This is a genomic window from Nitrospirota bacterium, assembly GCA_004296885.1.
Classification (GTDB): domain Bacteria; phylum Nitrospirota; class Nitrospiria; order Nitrospirales; family Nitrospiraceae; genus SYGV01.
The window spans coordinates 116804-133282 of record SCVN01000008.1 but is presented as its reverse complement, the minus strand read 5'-3'; the positions used below and the strand labels follow the sequence as shown (position 1 = coordinate 133282).

Here is a 16479-nt window from a genome sequence, read left to right as displayed (position 1 = left end):
GGGGTCCTCTGGCCTGTGCTCGACCGAGTCCGATCGGGGGGACCGGCTGGTGAGCGAGTGAAAGTGAATCTTATTCTCAATACCATAGCCAGGGCTTGGTGTCAACAACCAGCCGCGCATGCGCGCATTGGCAGTCAGATGCGGCGGTCGTTTGCGCGGGTTGGGACAGGGTTTGGGCAGACGGGATCAGGCATGGTCCGATCCCGCTGCGGAAGGGGTGGTGTCATGCAACGGGTGGCCTCCTGCGCCACATTGACGGTCGCTCGACAGTCGGTATATAACGGAGGCCATGCATTTCGTGAACGAACAACTGCTGGTCGGCAATATCGAGGATGCGCAGAAGCCGCCGCCCTTCGTCGGCAGCGTGTTGTTTGTCTCGGGGGAGCATACGATCCCTCCCCCCAAGGGCGTGGCCTACCACTACATCCCGCTGAAGGAATTCGGCCAGGCCGACCCCAAGGATGTGAAAGCCGTCGTGGATTGGCTAGTGCAGCAGCCGCCGACCAACAAATTGCTGGTCTGCTGTCGGGCCGGCATGGGGCGCTCGGTGTCGATGGCCATCGCCTACCTGGTCTGCGCGAAGGGCATGAGCTATGCGGATGCAGAAAAACTCTTGAAGGCCCGCCGTCCCGGCGCCACCCCGATTCCCCATCTGCAGGAAACGATCGAACAGGTCAAGCTTCTGCGTCAATCCGGTTAGGGGGCATCCCCCATGCCCCATCTTTCTCCAGGCCTCCCGCTTCTCCAGCAGCAGATCGACCACTGCACTGCCTGTGACTCCATGAAGCCCTGGCGGCGGTTCGGTCCCGACGCCTCCGGCACGGCCGGTACCGGCTATTTGCTCGTGGGGGAAGCGCCGGGATACGTCAGTTGGAAGCACGGCCGGCGGTTCACCGGTCCGGCCGGGCAGTTGATCAGACGGGCCTTGCGGCAAGTCGGCCACCCTCGCTACCGGGACCTGGAAGATCTCTTTTACATGACCGATACGGTCAAGTGCCATCCTGCCGCGCTTGCCAATCCCTCCGCCAACCGGGCGCCGAAACGAGCCGAGGTGCGCGCTTGCGCTTGCTATCTGAGCCGAGAACTGGCCATCCTGCGGCCGGCGGTCGTCGTGACGTTCGGGAAAGCGGCCGAGCGGGCCGTGGTGGAGGCGGTCGGGCAGGAGGTCGGATTGAAAAGCCCGGTGCGGCTCATGGCCTTTCCCCATCCGTCGCCGCGCAATCAACGGACGATCCTGAGCCGCTATGAATCGCTGCAGACGTTCGAAGCCGCGTTAACGAAGACTTTTCGCGGCCTAATCGCCGGGCTGGAGACCCGAAAGCCGCGCCGCATCAAACGTGGAGCGTGAAATGGTAATTGTGAAAAGGACGTGGAGCAGCCATGCCGGAATTGCCTGAAGCAGAAGTCGTGGCCGGCCAGCTCCGGGAGCGGATCGTGGGAGCCAGGTTGGTTGATTGCTGGGTCGGCCGCCGGGACATTATCCGCGAAGGGTTTTCGACGCTGGACTGGTATCGGGGCGCGACGGTGACGGCAGTCGAGCGGAGAGGGAAGAGCGTCGTGCTCACGTGCACCAAGACGGGCGAGGGCCGGTACGTCGTGGCGGAACTTGGGATGACGGGGCTCCTGTTGTTTCGTCTCCACGCCCCGTCGTTTGCGAAGCACATTCACGTCAGGCTGACGCTGGAGGGGGGCAAAGAACCGGAGCTGCTCTATTGGAATCCGCGCCGGTTCGGACGGATGTCGCTCCTGGACCGGGCGGGGCTGGAGCGGTATACGGCCAGGCGGTTCGGCTGCGACCCTATGACGGTTACGTGGGAAGAGTTTCGCGACGTGATGCAGGCCCGCCGTGGCCGGCTCAAGGCATTGCTCATGCACCAGCAGGTGATCGCCGGCATCGGCAACATCTATGCGAACGAGATTCTCTATCGGGCCAGGCTGCACCCGGCCCGGATGGCCAACCGCTTGAGCGTGTCGGCGATCCGACGTTTTTATGACGTGATGCGGCAGGTGCTGGCCGAGGCGATCCGGGCCGGCGGCTCCAGCGTCCGGGATTTTTTCGCGCCGGACGGGAGCGAGGGCCGGTACAAGCGACAACATCTTGTGTATGGGAAGGAAGGCCAACCCTGTCCTGCCGGCTGCGGCAAAACCATCAAACGGATTATGGAAAGCAGCCAGCGCAGCTCGTTTTACTGTCCCGGCTGCCAGCGGAAATAGCACGAGGTCCCTTGTGAAACGGTTCATGATTGGCGCCGCTGCCGGTGCGGCAGGCGTCCTGTTGTTGGCCCTGCTGGTCGGGCAGATTCCGACCACCGGGCTGGAGGGCGTGGACGATCGGATGATCGTCCATCGGATGCCCCTCTGGGAGAAGGCGGCCAAGTTTTACATTCGGCATCGGGAGTTTCAGCAATGGGCGGAGGAAGCGGCAGGCGGAGAGACCGATCCGCAACGGCGGGTCCTGCGGCTGATGGAATGGACGAGGATCCAGGTCAAGCCGATCCCCCAGGGGCAGCCCTTTGTGGATGACCATATCTCGCACATCGTGCTGCGCCACTATGGAAACGACGGCCAATTGTCCGAAGTCTTCACGGCCCTGACCACCTATACGGGGCACGAGGGACGTTGGGAAGCCTACTCGCCTCCCGGAGCTTCGGCCAGGGTGGCCCTCTGTTTCGTCGAATCGGAGGGCAAGTGGTGGGTCTTGGATGTCTGGCACGGCGGTTGGTTCGAAGCTCCGTCCGGACAGATCGCCACGATCGAGGATTTCAAGCATCCGGAACGGTTGAGACAGAGCGGGCAGGCCCCGGAACTGCTCGGCGGGGTACCGTACATCAGCTACTTTCAGGATGTCCAGGGAGTATTCATGCGCAGCTTTTCTCGGGCGCGCGGGCAAATGCCTTGGCACCGGTTGTTGATGCTGTTGGGCCTGGAGCCGGATGACGGGGATTGGCGCCCGGCAGGCTCAGCCAACCCTTGACACCATTGCCTGTCTTTCCCTATAGTTAACCTTTCCCATCCAGGCTGCGGAACTTGGCCAATCCCCTCGTGACCAGCTGCGATAGGGCCATTGTCCCGAAAAAATGGGCCTTTTGGTTGATTGCCAGGAGACTGGAATCTCTCTAGAATCCAGGGCTTCTAGCTTGAATCAGCCGTCGCCGCGGCCGGCTTCGATCATTTATTAAGGAGAGGACACCCCATGGCAAAGGTGCTTGAAGGGCCCGGGATGGGCCTGATGAAGAAGTGGGGCATCACGGTTCCCAACTATATGGTTGTGACTTCGGTCGAGCAGTTCAACGAACTCGCCAAGGTCAATGACTGGATTCAAAAGGGCAAGCTGGTGGCCAAGGCCCATGAGGCGCTTGGCTCCCGCTTCAAGCTCGGCCTGGTCAAGGTGGACCTGGATCGGAAGGGCGCGGAGGCGGCGGTCAAGGAGATGCTCGGGAAGCAGGTGGGCAGCATCACCGTGACCCAGGTCATCGTGTCGGAAATGATTCCGCACAAAGAAGAATACTATGCCTCCGTCAAGTCCACGAGAACTGGGAGCGAAATTCTCCTGGCCAATTGCGGCGGCATCGAAGTGGAATCCAACTGGGACCGGGTCAAGAAGCTGACGGTGGAGGTGGGCGAGAAGCCGGCCGCTGCCGATCTGGATAAACTGGCCAAGGAGGCGGGGTTTGCCGGTCCGGTAGCCAAGAAGATGGCCGAATTCGCCAACAAGCTCTTTACCTGTTTCGACAACGAGGACGCCCAATATCTGGAAGTGAATCCGGTGGTCGTCCGCGAGAGCGACGGGGAGTTGATCGCGCTGGACGCGGTGACGCTTCTCGACGGAGACGCCAAGTTCCGCCATCCGGACTGGAACTTCCAGTTTGCCGCGGAGTTCGGCCGGGCCTATACCAAGGACGAGGTTGACGTCATGGCGGTGGACTCCAAGATCAAGGGGTCCGTCAAGTTTATCCAGATTCCCGGCGGCAACATCGCGATGCTGCCGGCCGGCGGCGGCGCCAGCGTCTACTATTCGGACGCAGTCGTGGCCCGCGGCGGCAAGCTCGCCAACTATGCCGAATATTCCGGCGATCCGCCGGACTGGGCGGTGGAAGTCCTCACCGAAAAAGTCGCGTCCTTGCCTGACATCAAACACATCATCGTGGGCGGCGCGATCGCCAACTTCACCGACGTCAAGAAGACCTTCGGCGGCATCATCGCCGGGTTCCGCAAGGCCAAGAGCGAGGGCAAGCTCAAGGGCGTGAAAATCTGGGTGCGCCGGGGCGGGCCCAACGAGAAGGAAGGCCTGGAACTCATGCGGAAGCTGAAGGATGAAGGCTTCGACATCAATGTCTTCGATCGCAGCACGCCGCTCACCGACATCGTCGATATGGCGCTGCAAAATAAGTGACGAACGATGAATGATGAACGAACACGCTCTTCTTCGGAACATTCATCACTCATCATTCATCATTGAGGGACGGACAATGAGCATTCTGGCGAACAAGGACACGCGTGTAGTGATCCAGGGCGGAGTTGCGGGGGTGAACGCCGCGCGCCGCATGGCGGAGTTTTGTTACCTCAACAAGAAATCGCTCTATGTCGAGGCCTTCGTGTATCCGCCGGACGCGGGCAAGACCAACGAAGTCCCCTACGGCAGCGGCCTGTTGGCCATTCCCGTGTACAAAACCGTGGCCGAGGCGACCAAGAACCATCCCAGCATCAACACGAGCCTCGTCTACATCGGCGCGGACCGGGCCTGCGCCGGCACCCTGGAAGCTCTCAACGATCCCCACATCAAGCTCGTGTCCATGATCACCGAGGGGGTGCCGGAGAAGGACGCCAAGCTGCTGGCCCGTCAGGCCACCAAGCTGGGGAAAGTGTTCAATGGCCCCTCCTCCATCGGTATCATCTCCGCCGGCGCGTGCCGTCTGGGCGTGATCGGCGGGGCCTACGACAACTTGGTTTCCTGCAAGCTCTACCGGGAAGGTTCGTTCGGAGTCATCACCAAGTCCGGCGGACTTTCCAACGAGATCATCTGGATCTGCTCCCAGTTTGCGGACGGGATCACCACGGCCATCGGCATCGGCGGCGACGCCTATCCGGGTACGGATTACGTCAGCTACCTGGAAATGTTCGAGAACGACCCGAAGACCAAAGCGGTCGTCATCGTCGGCGAGATGGGTGGCGATTTGGAAGAGCGGGCGGCCGAGTGGTACGGGGCCAAGAAGCGGCGGATCAAGCTGTTGGCCGTGGTCTCCGGCTTCTGCCAGGAGAGCCTCCCCAAGGGCATGAAGTTCGGCCATGCCGGCGCCAAGGAAGGGATGAAGGGCGAAGGGTCGGCCCGGTCCAAGTCGGACGCGCTCAAAAAAGCCGGGGCCATCGTGCCGCCCACCTTCGGCGCGCTCGGGCCGGCCATCAAGGAGACCTACCAGGAGTTCGTGAAGAGCGGGCAGATCGTGCCGGTGGCCGACGTGCCGGCTTCGGAAGTGCCCAAACTCCCCAAGACGGTCGAACAGGCGATGCGGGACAACGAAGTCACCGTCATGCCGCTGATTCGCACCACGATCAGCGACGACCGGGGCGACGAGCCCTGCTATGACGGCTATCCGGCCTCCGAATTGATCAACAAGGGCTATGAAATTCCGCACATCATCGGGTTGCTCTGGGACAAGCGGCTGATCTCCAAGCAGGAAGCCGAGATCGTCAAGCGCATCCTCATGCTCTCAGCCGACCACGGTCCCTGCGTGAGCGGCGCCTATGCGACGATCCTGGCGGCCTGCGCCGGCATCGGCCTGTCCCAGGCGGTGGCGGCCGGCATGATCATGATCGGCCCCCGGTTTGGCGGCGCGGTCACCGACGCAGGTCGCTGGTTCAAGTATGCGGTGGACAACAAAATGACCGTGGACGAGTTCCTGGCCTACATGAAGAAGAACGTCGGGCCGGTCCCCGGCATCGGCCATCGGGTCAAGAGCCTCCGCAACCCGGACAAGCGGGTCAAGGAGCTGGTCGGCTACGTGAAGAGCCTGAACATCAAGACTCCTTGCCTGGACTTTGCGCTGCAGGTGGAACAGGTCACGGCGGCGAAGAAAGACAACCTGATTCTGAACGTGGACGGGACCATGGCCGCCGTGCTGGTGGACATCGGCTTCCCGGTGGACAGTTTGAATGGCTTCTTCATCCTGGCCAGGACGATCGGTTTGATCGGCCACTGGGTGGACCAGAAGCGCCAAGACAGCCGGTTGATCCGCCTCTTCGATTATCTGGTGAATTACGCGGCGCCCAAAAGGCGGGAAGTGCCGCCGTTAAAATAGTCGCGGGAGGTCCCGTCGCTGAAATAGGCGCGGGAAGTTCCGCCGCTGAAATAGCTGTCAGTGACAGTCGTCAGTTCTCGGTTCAACTGATCACTGAAAACTGATAATGCTTTGAGGGAGAGCGCTATGTCGGTCGAGATGGTTAAAAATCTGTACGCCAAGATGCCCGGGATCGTGGACAAGGCCAGAAAGAAATTCGGCCGTCCCCTGACCTTGGCCGAGAAGATATTGGTCTCGCATGCGGACAACTTCGGCACCCAGGTCTGGGAGCGGGGCAAAGCTATGTTGGCGCTCCGGCCGGACCGGGTGGCCATGCAGGACGCCACGGCGCAGATGGCCATGCTCCAGTTCATGCAGGCCAACAAGAAGAAGGCCGCCGTGCCGAGCACGATCCACTGCGACCATTTGATCCGCGCCGAGATGGGCTCCGAGAAGGACCTGCTCCGCGCCATGGACGAGAACAAGGAAGTCTATAACTTCCTGGCCTCCGCGGCGAAGAAGTACGGCATCGGGTTTTGGAAGCCGGGCGCCGGCATCATCCACCAGGTGGTGCTGGAGAATTACGCCTTCCCGGGCGGCCTCATCATCGGGACCGACTCCCACACGCCGAACGGCGGCGGACTCGGCATGCTGGCCATCGGCGTCGGCGGCGCGGACGCGGGAGAAGTGATGGCGGGCTTGCCCTGGGAAGTGTTGCATCCGAAGCTGATCGGCGTGAAGTTGACCGGCAAGTTGAGCGGCTGGGCCTCGCCGAAAGACGTGATTCTCTACCTCTGCGGTCTGCTCACCGTGAAGGGCGGGACCAACAAGATCGTCGAATACTTCGGGCCCGGCGCGGAGACCATCAGCGCGACCGGCAAAGGCACGATCACGAACATGGGCGCCGAGTTGGGCGCGACGACCTCCGTGTTCCAGTTCGACCAGAAGATGGTGGCCTATCTCACGATCACCGACCGGGACGACCTCGCCAAGCTGGCCGAAGCGAACAAGGCCCTGCTGACGGCCGATCCCGAGGTGCTCCAGGCGCCGGAGAGGTACTACGACCAGGTCGTCGAGGTGGACCTCTCCAAGCTGGAGCCGCACGTCGTCGGGCCGCATACGCCGGACCTGGCCAGGCCCATCTCCAAGATGGCGGCCGAAGCCAAAGAAAATGGCTACCCGGTCGAACTCAAGGCGGCCTTGATCGGGAGCTGCACCAATTCGTCCTACGAAGACATCAGCCGATCGGCGCACATTGCGCGCCAGGGGTTGAAAGCCGGGCTCAAGGCCAAGGCCGCGTTTCTCGTCAGCCCCGGCTCGGAGCGCATCTACCACACGATGAAGCGGGACGGGTTCATGGCGGATTTCGAGAAGATGGGCGCCACGGTCCTGTCCAACTCCTGCGGCCCCTGCATCGGCCAGTGGAAACGGGCCGACGGGGTCAAGGGCAAGGCCGACTCGATCGTCAGTTCCTTCAACCGGAACTTCCCGGGCCGCAACGACGGGATCAGCGAGACCCTCTCGTTCCTGGCCAGCCCTGAGATCGTGACCGCCTACGCCTTCACCGGCGATTTGACTTTCGATCCGGTGAACCAAAAGCTCACAGGCGCAGACGGCAAGGAATTCAAGTTCGAACCGCCGCAGGGCGAGGAGTTGCCGGCCAAGGGGTTTGCCAAGGGCGAAGAAGGCCTGGTACCTCCCGCCGAGAACGGCGAGGGCCTCACCGTGGACGTTCCGCCGACCAGCGAGCGGCTGCAACTGCTTCAACCCTTCCCGCGCTGGGACGGGAAGGACTTCGAGAAGCTGCCGCTCCTGCTCAAGACCAAGGGCAAGACCACGACCGACCACATTTCCCCGGCCGGTCCCTGGCTCAAGTTCCGCGGCCATCTGGACAAGATCAGCGACAACATGTTCCTGGGCGCGACGAACGCCTTCTCCACCGAGCCGGGCAAGGGCACCGACGTGCTGGCCGGCGAATCAGGCCTGACCATCGCGCAGATCGCCCGCCGGTATAAGGCCAAGGGCATCGGCTCCGTCGTGGTGGGCGACGAGAACTACGGGGAGGGGAGTAGCCGCGAACATGCGGCCATGTCGCCCCGGTTCCTGAACGTGAAAGTCGTCCTGGTCAAGAGCTTCGCGCGCATCCACGAGACCAATCTGAAGAAACAGGGGATTTTGGCCTTGACCTTCTCCGACCCGAAGGACTATGAAAAGATCGAGCAGCAGGACCGCATCAGCGTGGCGGGGCTGGCGAATCTGGCTCCGGGCAAGCCGGTGTCGGTGACCATTCACAAGACGGACGGGAAGGTGCTCACCATCCAGGCGAACCACAGCATGACGGAGCAGCAGCTTGCGTGGTTCAAGGCCGGGTCGGCGCTGAACGCGTTGAACTAAAGACACATGGCTGATCAGACCATCAATACCAAAGACGTCATCGACCAGGAAGAAGTCCTCCATCCTCGCATGGTGACGGTGGAGATCGCCGGCAAGAAGCATGAAGTGCCGGAGGGGATCACCATGCTCAAGGCCCTGTGGTACACGGGGCAGGAAGTCATCCGGGGGGTCGGTTGTCTGGGCGGCTTCTGCGGCGCTTGCGCGACCTACTATCGGACCAAGGACGATCCCAAGGTGAAGACCTGTCTGGCCTGCCAGACAGCGGTCCACGACGGGATGTCTTTCTCGATGATGCCTCCGTTCCCGGCGCGGAAGGCCACCTACGACCTGGCCGTCCTCACTGATCCCAAGCAGGACTTGTTCAATCTCTATCCGGAAGCCCCGCTCTGCCGCAACTGCAACGCCTGCACCGAAGCCTGCCCGCAGAAGATCGACGTGCGGGAAGGGGTGTGGCGGGCGGTGTTCGGGGACTTCAAGGCCGTCTCGGAGATGTTCATGGACTGCGTGATGTGCGGCATGTGCGCGCCGGTCTGCATCGCCGACATCGCGCCCAGTCTGGTGGCGGTCTATGCCAGCCGCGCCCAGGGCGTCCATTTCACCGAAAAGCCTGCGCGGTTGGCCCAGCGGATCAAGGAAATCGAAGACGGCCGGTTCAAAGACGAGTGGACACGCGTGCTCGCGATGAACGAACAGGAACTGACCAAAGCCTGTGCGGAACTGAAATAGGAGAGTCAAAAAGTCGTCACGTCTGTAAAGTCATCAAGTCAAAGGCAATTCTCTTGATCCTCCCCGACTTGAAGACTTTCTGACTTTCTGACTTTGAGACTGATTGAATGGACATTCACGTTCTCCAACAAATCGTCCACAAGACCCGCGACGCCCGGCGGAAGCAGACCATGCCCAAGCTCTCCACGGCTGAGCGGGATGAGCTGATCAAGAAATACCACCCGGATTTTCGCGAGAACGCCTACCGTCCCATCAAGTTCGGCCCAAACGAGGGCGACAAGACCGTCCGTGAATTGGCCGCGCTGCTGGAAGGGGACAGCCCTATTCCGGCCGACCTGGACCTGACGCCCACCCACACCTGCGACGTGCTCGTGGTGGGCGGCGGCGGGGCCGGCTGCGCCGCCGCGCTGCACGCCCATGCGCAGGGCGCCTCGGTGCTCTTCGCCACCAAGCTCCGCCTGGGCGATTCCAATACGGTCATGGCCCAGGGGGGCATCCAGATTTCGGTCGCCGCCGAGGATTCGCCGGTCACGCACTTCCTGGACACCCTCAAGGGCGGGCATATGAAAAACGACCATGCCCTGCTCAAGGTCATGGTGGAGGAGGGGCCGTCCGTCGCCCAATGGCTGCTCGATCTCGGTGTGCTGTTCGACCGGGACGCAGACGGCAACCTGCATGTGAAGAAGGGCGGCGGCTCCTCCAAGCCGCGGCTCCTGACCTGTTCGGATTACACTGGCCTGGAGATCATGCGGGTGTTGAAGGACGAGGTCCTCAACCGGAAGATCCGGATGCTGGAGTTTTCCGCCGCCGTCGAGCTCCTGAGCGACAGGCAGGGCCGCTGCACCGGCGCCGTGCTCCAGGACCTCGACAACAAACGCTTTATCGTCGTGGCGGCGAAGACCGTGGTTCTGGCCACCGGCGGGATTGGCCGGTTGCACATCCAAGGATTTCCCACCAGCAACCACTACGGGGCGACCGGCGACGGCCTCACGATGGCGTACCGGATGGGCGCCAAGCTCATGCACATCGATACGTTCCAGTACCACCCGTCCGGCGCCGTGTATCCGGAACAGCTGGTCGGCGCGCTGGTTACGGAAGGCATCCGTTCCGAAGGCGGGCATCTCGTCAACGCGAAGGGTGAGCGGTTCGTCAACGAGCTGGACACCCGCGACGTGGTATCCTCGTCCATCATCCGGGAATGCGAAGAGGGCCGGGGCATCCGGACCATGGCCGGGCGCGTGGGCGTGTGGCTGGATACGCCGCTGCTCGACGCCGAGCAGGGCCCGGGAACGATCGAGAAGCATTTCCCGGCGATGGTGATGCAATACGACCGGTTCGGGGTGGATATCTCGAAGGATCCGGTGCTGATTTATCCCACCCTGCACTATCAGAACGGCGGCGTGCAGATCGACACCAACGGCGAGTCCGGGGTCAAGGGTCTGTTCGTCGCCGGCGAAGCCTCCGGCGGTCTGCACGGACGCAACCGGTTGATGGGCAATTCCCTGCTGGACCTGATGGTCTATGGAAAGCGGTCCGGCCTCACCGCCGCCGCCAGGGCCAAGGCCGAGCCCCAGGGCAAGCTGACCTTGGAGCATCTGAAGCGGTTCCGCGAGGTGGCGCGCAAGCATGGCGCCTCCGCCCCCGTTGTCTCGCCGATGCTGTTTCCGGCCTACGCGAAAAAAGAATAAGAGCGTATGGCTGATGGCAGGAAGCGGAATGAATCCGGCCATACGCCATATGCCATAAGCTCTTGTAAGGAGTGCCATGAACATTCATGAATTCCAGGCCAAGTCGTTGTTCGCCCAGTTCGGCGTGCCCGTGCCGAGGGGGAAGGAGATCAAGAACCCCAAGGCGGCGGCCAAGTGGGCGGCGCAGCTGAACAGTCCGGTCTACGTCGTCAAGGCCCAGATCCACGCGGGCGGACGCGGCAAGGCCGGCGGGGTCAAGATCACCAAGAATCAGGCGGACGTGCCGGGGCTGGCGCAGGAGTTGATCGGCAAGAAGCTGGTGACCCACCAGACCGGCCCGAAGGGCCGGAAGGTGCGCCGTCTCCTGATCGAGGAAGGGGCGGGCATCGCCAAGGAACTCTATCTGAGCCTGCTCGTGGACCGCGACACGGGCTGGCCGGTCTTCATCGCCAGCACCGAAGGCGGGATGGAAATTGAGGAAGTGGCCGCGCATACGCCGGAGAAGATCATCAAGGAGCTGATCGATCCGGCGGTCGGGTTCCAGGGATACAACGGGCGGAACGTCGCGTTTGGCATCGGCCTCAACAGCATGGAACCGGCGGTCCTGAACCCCTTCGTGCAGATGCTCGGCAACCTCTACCGGCTGTTCATGGACAAGAACGCGGCGATGGTCGAGATCAACCCGCTCGTGATCACGACGGACAAGAAGCTCATCGCGCTGGACGGCAAGGTCTCCTTCGACGACAACGGCCTGTTCAAGCACGCGGACGTGCAGGCGATGCGCGACCTGCACGAAGAGGAGCCGCTGGAAATCGAGGCGACGGCCAACAATCTGAACTACGTCAAGCTGGACGGGAACATCGGCTGCATGGTGAACGGGGCCGGGCTGGCCATGGCCACGATGGACGTGATCAAGCTGGCGGGCAGCGAGCCGGCTAACTTCCTGGACGTGGGCGGGGGCGCGACCAAGGAAACCGTCGCGGCGGGCTTCCGGATTCTGCTCAAGGACAAGAACGTCAAGGGCATCTTCATCAACATCTTCGGCGGCATCGTCCGGTGCGAGCGGATCGCCCACGGCGTCATCGAAGCGGCGAAGGAAGTGCAGATCGACGTGCCGCTGGTCGTCCGGCTGCAGGGGACCAACGCGGAGGAAGGCCGCACGCTGCTCAAGGAGTCGGGGCTGAAGCTGGACGTGGCCGACGATCTCTGGGAAGCGGCGCAAAAGATCGTGGCGATGACGGGCAAGGCGCGCAAGAAACGGACGGCCGGGGAGGCGGGACACTGACATGAGCATTCTCGTCAATAAGAACACGCGCGTCGTCGTGCAGGGCATCACCGGGAAGGAGGGCTCCTTCCACGCGACCCAGTGCAAGGCCTACGGGACCAAGGTGGTGGCGGGCGTCACGCCGGGCAAGGCCGGGCAGGAAGTCGAAGGCATCCCCGTGTTCAACACGGTCCGGGATGCGGTGAAGAAGACGGAGTGCGACACGTCCTTGATCTTCGTGCCCCCGCCCTTTGCCGGCGATGCCATCCTCGAAGCGGCGGATGCCGGCATCAAGCTGGTGATCTGCATCACCGAAGGGATTCCCGTCAACGACATGGTGCGCGTGAAGCGCGCCCTGCGCGGTCGGGATGTCCGGCTCATCGGCCCCAACTGCCCAGGTGTCATTACGGTGGACGAAGCCAAGATCGGCATCATGCCGGGGTTCATTCACAAACGGGGCGCGGTGGGGGTCGTCTCCCGCAGCGGGACCTTGACCTACGAAGCGGTGCATCAGCTTTCGACGCTGGGTCTCGGCGAAACCACCTGCGTGGGGATCGGCGGCGATCCGGTGAACGGGACGAACTTTGTGGACGTGCTGGCCCTCTTCGAGAAAGACCCGGAGACCCAGGCCATCGTGATGATCGGCGAAATCGGCGGCGACGCGGAGGAAAAGGCCGCCGACTTCATCAAGAAGCACGTGCGCAAGCCGGTGGTCAGCTTCATCGCCGGCATCACGGCGCCTCCGGGCCGCCGCATGGGCCATGCGGGGGCGATCATCAGCGGGGGCCAGGGCACCGCCTCGGAGAAAATGAAGACGCTCGAAGCGGCCGGGGTACGCGTCTGTCGCAATCCGGCGGAAATCGGCGCGACGGTCCAGGCGGCCCTGGGCCGATAATTCGCCGGCCTCATCGTCTGCGCAACCTGCGCACCGGTCCAGACCGGCGCGCCGTTCGGTGCGGCGTTGCCGTATCTCTCCGGGGCGCTGTTGCTCCACGCGGAGTCTCTCGATCGCATACAAATCCTTATCGTTGCCGGCAGTTGCTACGGGGGCCGTTATGGCCTCTGTGCCTGTAGGATGGCGGGCAGGTATTTTTCTTCCATCCCCCTCCCTGACCGTGATACACTTCTGACACCCACGAGAAAGCTCCCTCCACTATCTGCCTTTCCGGGCCGACGCAGATAGGACCTTGTGGCTTTTTCTGCCTGGGCTCGTCGATATCTTTCAAACCGATTGTCGGTAAAACATTCTGGCCCCATCGCCCACATGCCTATTGCTGCCCAGGAGAGGGCAGCCTGATTTCCACCGCCGGGCCACCAGCCCGGAAAGGATATCCCTATGTTGGTATTCCTGATCCACGTCCGCGATCCCCAGTTCTACGCCTTGCCGGCCAAAACCCGCGCCAAGAACGGACGTATCCGGGTCATGGGGTTCCCCCCCATCGGCATCATGTCGCTGTCCTCGGTGCTGAAGCGAGCCGGCCACGAATGCGTAATGTTCGACCAGGCCAATCCGGACACGCCGAACGACGTGATCCTCGAGGCCATCAAGCAACGACAGCCGGCCCTCATCGGCCTGAGTTTTCTCAGCACGACCAGCTATCCCTATGCCAAGATCCTCGCACGACAGATTCGAGCGGCCAACCGAACCGTCAAGCTGGCCTTCGGCGGGGTGTTTGCCAGCCTCAACGCCTCGCTGGTCAAGCTGCAATGTCCCGAAGTGGACTTCGTGTGCCGCGGCGACGGCGAACAGCTCATCCTCGACCTCCTCGATCGTATGGACGATCCGCAGGACGTCGGCGGGCTCACCTGGGCCAAGGACGGCCGGGTCGTCAGCAACGCCAATCGCACCATGGAGCGGAACCTCGATCAATGGCCCTTCCCGGACCGGGAGAGTCTGGAGCTGGACTTCGTCGAATCCATGCCGTTGGATGTCCCGGCGGTGCTGTCGATGGAGCGGTTCACGACCATGCAGACGTCGCGGGGCTGTCCCTGGCCCTGCGTGTTCTGCGACATTCCGATCTTCAACGAAGGCAAGTGGCGTTCCCGAAGCCCGCAGCACGTCACGGAAGAATTCAAGCATCTCCAGGAACTGGGCTACGGGTCGGTCTATTTCGTGGACGACCATTTTCTGCTGCAGCCCAAGCGCATCGAGGCGATTTGCAAAGGCGTCGTGGACAATGGCATCACCATCCAATGGGGCTGCGAGGGGCGGGTGGACTCGGTGGCCCAGCACCTGTTTCCGGCCATGGCCGAGGCCCATTGCCGCACCCTGATGTTCGGCATCGAAAGCGGGAGCCAGAGGATTCTGGATCGGCTGAAAAAGGAACAGACGCTCAAAGAGGTGGAGACGGCGGTGGTGAGCGCCAAGCAGGCCGGCATCGAAATCGTCCACGGGTTTTTCACGGTCGGCAACCCGGACGAGACGGTGGAGGACATGCAGGCCACTTTCGACCTGGCGTCGAAACTCCCCTTGGACACCTTCGGGTTCAACCGGCTCTGCGTCTACCGCGGCACGCCGCTCTGGCAGGAGTATGTGAAGCGGAGCTTGGTCAGCGAACAGACGGACTGGTACAAGTATTTCAAGTGTTCGGAGATTGATCCCACCTGCCTGCCCGGCCCGGTGATCAACGAAGTGCGCCAGGCCGGGTTGCGAAAGTTGTTCATCTACAAAGTGCTGCACTATCCGGTGCAAACCTTCCGGCTCCTCAGGCGGTTCCTCCGCTTTATGCCGGTGCGCGATGTGGTCTATCTCATCGTCAAGCCGTTCCTCGGGCAGAAAAAGGGCGCGACCAAGGCCGAGGTCTTGTCGCGCGCCGTCGAGCATGGCGCCATGAAGGACCAGGCGGCCAGCTTCACCCAGCTGACCGACGAGGTGCTCGACAAGGTGCTGCAGGAGTCGATGGCCGAACGGCTCCGCATTCAGCAGGAGGCGGAAAGCTCGCGGGAGCTGCCGATGGCGTCGCTTCGCTAGGGGCGCATCAGGTTAGACTGAAATCCCAAAAAGCTGCTTGGCGGCGAGGCCGATGAGGTAGGTGATGCTGACGGCCAGGGCGATGATCGCCAGATTCAGCAGGATGCGTCGCTTGATGTCCATGCCGGACAGGAAGGCAAGCAGGGTGGACACCAGAATGGCCACGCTGCCGGCCGCGACCATCGAGAACACCGCGCTCTTCGCGCCGAACAGGACCGGCAGAACCGGGACCATGGCCCCGATGAAGTAGCTGGCGCCCACCACCAGAGCCGAGCCGAAGGGCCGATCCGGTGCGCCCCCGTCCTCGTTCTTGTCTCCCAGAAACTCCTTCTTGGCGGCTTCCGTTGCCTGCACTTCACGTTCCGAACTGATGGCCGCGTAAGCCCCGGCGGCCATGGAGAGTGCCCCGGCGACGGCCGTCGTGCTGGCCGCCATCAAGACCATCACCGGATTCCCGAAGGCTCCGAAAAACCCGCTGACGGCCCCAAGAATCTCCACCAGCCCGTCGTTCAGCCCCAGAAAAATGTTCCTGATCCGCTCCGGGTTGATCTTTCGCTCGGTCAGTCGTGTGACCAGGATATCCTCGTGCTGGAACTCGTCCCGCAAAATTCCCTCGAGCGCCTTCCCGAGCGGCTGGCCTTTGTAGCTGCGCCACAGGGACAGGTACTTTCGGACCCCGTAGACCTCGATCGCTTCCAGCGCCAAATGGACGCCGGTCTCGCCGAACATACGGCAGGAGAGAATGATCAACCGGAGTTTGAGTCGCCGGCCGACGTCGAGGCGGTCCAGCCGGCTGTCGAAGAATTGCTGCCAAAAGGCCAGGTGCCCGGTTTCGACGATGATCAGCTCGTCGAGCACCTGTTGCGTGTCCGGCTTGGTGACCCCGCGGAGGGCCTTGTACAGCGACAAGTCGAACAATTCATCCAGGATGAGCGTGCGGGCGAGTCTCTGGTTGTGCGCGTAGGCCATCAAAGGCAAGAGCGTCTACCGGTGCGTCAATTGAACTGGAATATTAGAGACCATCGCGTCCGTTTTTACAAGCAGAACGTCCAAGTATGGCGGTGTTCATCATGGAGTATTGTGAGTACAAAGCGTTGGTTTGCTCCCTCAGCATGTAGGCAATTGCCTACGTTCAAGAATCACTATTTGATTCAATAAGAT

The 16479-nt window shown here is 62.2% G+C and carries 13 protein-coding genes; 12 read left to right on the top strand and 1 reads right to left on the bottom strand.

The window, feature by feature from the left end; translation table 11 throughout:
• The first annotated feature begins 289 nt into the window (after positions 1-289).
• From EPO61_05730 to EPO61_05675, 12 genes are all read left to right on the top strand, one after another.
• Positions 290-700 carry a hypothetical protein gene (locus EPO61_05730; protein TAJ09557.1) on the top strand — a complete coding sequence of 137 codons (411 nt, stop codon included), beginning with the start codon at positions 290-292 and terminating at the stop codon, positions 698-700.
• A 12-nt stretch (positions 701-712) separates the two neighbouring features.
• Positions 713-1348, top strand: coding sequence for a hypothetical protein (locus tag EPO61_05725; protein TAJ09556.1), 636 nt, complete (start codon positions 713-715; stop codon positions 1346-1348).
• A 32-nt stretch (positions 1349-1380) separates the two neighbouring features.
• Positions 1381-2214 carry a bifunctional DNA-formamidopyrimidine glycosylase/DNA-(apurinic or apyrimidinic site) lyase gene (gene mutM, locus EPO61_05720; GenBank protein ID TAJ09555.1) on the top strand — a complete coding sequence of 278 codons (834 nt, stop codon included), beginning with the start codon at positions 1381-1383 and terminating at the stop codon, positions 2212-2214.
• A gap of 13 nt (positions 2215-2227) precedes the next feature.
• On the top strand, positions 2228-2974 hold the full coding sequence (locus EPO61_05715) for a hypothetical protein (protein ID TAJ09554.1): 747 nt from the start codon (positions 2228-2230) through the stop codon (positions 2972-2974).
• A 219-nt stretch (positions 2975-3193) separates the two neighbouring features.
• On the top strand, positions 3194-4393 hold the full coding sequence (locus EPO61_05710) for an ATP citrate lyase (protein ID TAJ09553.1): 1200 nt from the start codon (positions 3194-3196) through the stop codon (positions 4391-4393).
• Between the two features lie 76 nt (positions 4394-4469).
• The gene (locus EPO61_05705; protein ID TAJ09552.1) at positions 4470-6296 is read left to right on the top strand and encodes an ATP citrate lyase; all 1827 of its coding nucleotides are present in this window, start codon (positions 4470-4472) and stop codon (positions 6294-6296) included.
• 126 nt (positions 6297-6422) lie between these two features.
• A complete protein-coding gene (locus tag EPO61_05700) occupies positions 6423-8669 on the top strand; it encodes an aconitate hydratase (GenBank protein ID TAJ09551.1) in 2247 nt (748 codons plus the stop codon).
• A gap of 6 nt (positions 8670-8675) precedes the next feature.
• A complete protein-coding gene (locus EPO61_05695) occupies positions 8676-9395 on the top strand; it encodes a 4Fe-4S ferredoxin (protein TAJ09550.1) in 720 nt (239 codons plus the stop codon).
• Between the two features lie 107 nt (positions 9396-9502).
• Positions 9503-11083 (top strand): FAD-binding protein, encoded by a 1581-nt coding sequence (locus EPO61_05690; GenBank protein ID TAJ09549.1) that lies wholly within the window; start codon positions 9503-9505, stop codon positions 11081-11083.
• Between the two features lie 76 nt (positions 11084-11159).
• Positions 11160-12368 (top strand): ADP-forming succinate--CoA ligase subunit beta, encoded by a 1209-nt coding sequence (locus EPO61_05685; protein ID TAJ09548.1) that lies wholly within the window; start codon positions 11160-11162, stop codon positions 12366-12368.
• A gap of 1 nt (position 12369) precedes the next feature.
• Entirely contained in the window at positions 12370-13242 is an 873-nt protein-coding gene (gene sucD, locus EPO61_05680) for a succinate--CoA ligase subunit alpha (protein TAJ09547.1), read from the top strand.
• A gap of 441 nt (positions 13243-13683) precedes the next feature.
• On the top strand, positions 13684-15318 hold the full coding sequence (locus EPO61_05675) for a B12-binding domain-containing radical SAM protein (protein TAJ09546.1): 1635 nt from the start codon (positions 13684-13686) through the stop codon (positions 15316-15318).
• 12 nt (positions 15319-15330) lie between these two features.
• Here EPO61_05675 and EPO61_05670 read toward each other — a convergent pair whose 3' ends face one another.
• The gene (locus EPO61_05670) at positions 15331-16287 is read right to left on the bottom strand and encodes a hypothetical protein (GenBank protein TAJ09545.1); all 957 of its coding nucleotides are present in this window, start codon (positions 16285-16287) and stop codon (positions 15331-15333) included.
• Positions 16288-16479: the final 192 nt, after the last annotated feature.

Coding starts and splice junctions, on each gene's coding strand:
- EPO61_05730 (TAJ09557.1), top strand. CDS start 290: ATGCATTTCGTGAACGAACAACTGCTGGTCGGCAATATCGAGGATGCG.
- EPO61_05725 (TAJ09556.1), top strand. CDS start 713: ATGCCCCATCTTTCTCCAGGCCTCCCGCTTCTCCAGCAGCAGATCGAC.
- mutM (TAJ09555.1), top strand. CDS start 1,381: ATGCCGGAATTGCCTGAAGCAGAAGTCGTGGCCGGCCAGCTCCGGGAG.
- EPO61_05710 (TAJ09553.1), top strand. CDS start 3,194: ATGGCAAAGGTGCTTGAAGGGCCCGGGATGGGCCTGATGAAGAAGTGG.
- EPO61_05705 (TAJ09552.1), top strand. CDS start 4,470: ATGAGCATTCTGGCGAACAAGGACACGCGTGTAGTGATCCAGGGCGGA.
- EPO61_05700 (TAJ09551.1), top strand. CDS start 6,423: ATGTCGGTCGAGATGGTTAAAAATCTGTACGCCAAGATGCCCGGGATC.
- EPO61_05695 (TAJ09550.1), top strand. CDS start 8,676: ATGGCTGATCAGACCATCAATACCAAAGACGTCATCGACCAGGAAGAA.
- EPO61_05690 (TAJ09549.1), top strand. CDS start 9,503: ATGGACATTCACGTTCTCCAACAAATCGTCCACAAGACCCGCGACGCC.
- EPO61_05685 (TAJ09548.1), top strand. CDS start 11,160: ATGAACATTCATGAATTCCAGGCCAAGTCGTTGTTCGCCCAGTTCGGC.
- sucD (TAJ09547.1), top strand. CDS start 12,370: ATGAGCATTCTCGTCAATAAGAACACGCGCGTCGTCGTGCAGGGCATC.
- EPO61_05675 (TAJ09546.1), top strand. CDS start 13,684: ATGTTGGTATTCCTGATCCACGTCCGCGATCCCCAGTTCTACGCCTTG.
- EPO61_05670 (TAJ09545.1), bottom strand. CDS start 16,287: ATGGCCTACGCGCACAACCAGAGACTCGCCCGCACGCTCATCCTGGAT.